Source organism: Nitrospira sp. BLG_2 (genome assembly GCF_049222245.1).
In genome coordinates this window covers 1-1,641 of sequence record NZ_JBLYIG010000509.1, presented here as the reverse complement: position 1 = coordinate 1,641, position 1,641 = coordinate 1, and the positions used below count along the sequence as shown (strand labels likewise).

At 55.8% G+C, this 1,641-nt stretch carries 1 protein-coding gene; it reads right to left on the bottom strand.

All coding sequences use genetic code 11. The features are described 5' to 3' along the window. The coding region (locus tag ACOSYY_RS13800; protein ID WP_526023322.1) for a glycoside hydrolase family 57 protein at positions 1-1,641 on the bottom strand (1,641 nt) is incomplete at both ends.

Genomic DNA, 1,641 nt, shown 5'->3' with positions numbered 1-1,641 from the left:
GTTCCAGCCGAATCGGATCGCCGTGAAGAGTCCATCCGCTTTCCACATGGCGCCAAGCGGTGGCTTGGTATTAATGCTTCCAGCGCCGCGCCATTCGAAAAAGTCAGTCACCATGCCGTCGATTGTGGGGTTCAACAGGGCGAGCGGTTGTTGGACAGAATCGGACTCCGAGGCTATGGTCCTGATGCAGATCGGATGGTTCAGTTGGTCGGGAGCTGGAATGCCCATATGTGTCCAGACATTGCGGAGATGGGTACGAAAGAGCCGGTCGAATTCCGGTTTGAAATCGGTATCGAAATCGTCACCGTACCACCAGAACCAGTCGCTGCCTTCCGCAGCGTACAGTTCTTGCCAGGCAGCCCGCTTGCGATCGGACGGAAGACTCGGCGAGAGATTCATAAGCTGTGTGCGGGTATGGCCGAGAAGATCCCATCCGCGATTGTCTTCCTGGTGCCCGATCCAAATCTTATAGTCGGAATTGATCCAGGAGCCTGAATGGAGACAGGGCAGCTGCTGTGTGGGCTGAACGGAGGTAATCGCATCTGAAATAGTCGACGCGTGGACCACGAACTGTCCTTGATCCAGTTCGTGGTTCGTGAAGGTCTTGTATAGCAGAGAAAGAAACTGTTCACCACCGTCGTGATAATGTTCCCATGGGTTTTCGCCGTCCAAAATGATGGCGATGAGGAGCTTATCTTGTGGGGCAGCGTGAACGATGTCACGCACACGTCGCAGGACATCCTCGGCTGCGGATTCGGGCGTCGTCTTGTGGTAGACGAATCCAAACGCGTCGGAGATCTCGCGGTCCCGGAACAGGACGGCCAAGCAACCCTCGGCTTCACCGATGCGATAGGGTTGATAGAGCGCGGACTGTCGGTGCCATGGACGGTCACACATTCCCAGAGAGCGCGCGAGGATGCCTTCGTCCGTGGCAAACCAGCGCAGTCCGGCCTGATGGATAAGAGGAAGCATCTCGGGACAAACAGACCCTTCTGACGGCCACAAGCCCATCGGAGGACGGCCGAACGTGTGATGATGAAAATCGACGGCTTGTTGAAGCTGGGTTGCGGCATCATCAGGAGCATGAAAACGAGCGGGCAAGGGAAGATCCGGCCTCGCCCGCCGGTTGATATCGGTATCGATGACCAGCGGCAGAATCGGATGATAGAAAGGAGTCGTAGTCAGTTCGATTTGGCCACATTCCATGAGGCGTCGGTACAGGGGAATGATTTCTCGGACGGCCATCCGTTGTAGTTCCAGCACTTCATGTTTGTCGTCCTCGGTGAAGCCGCGATTTTTCTGGCGCAGCGCCGCCAGGCGAGGATATTGTTGAACGGTGCCGTATCCAAACCAGGCAAGATTGTGCCATACCTGTAAGTCCAAACAATCCTGAGTGGAAAACTGACGGGCGACGCGATGGAGATCATGCCCCGGTACGTTCAGTCCCCGTTTCACCAGCAACTCATGGTATCGTTGATGCGGCCGCACCATGGTCGCCCAGTTGGCTGAAAAGAAATGACGCACGAGAAAGGCCTTTTCTTCAAGGGTCAAATGGGCCGCCGGACGTTGTGCATGTTCGAGAAAAAGGTCGAGGATCTTGCCTGTGCCGATTTCCTGCAACTGCAACAGGAGGGATGGAGT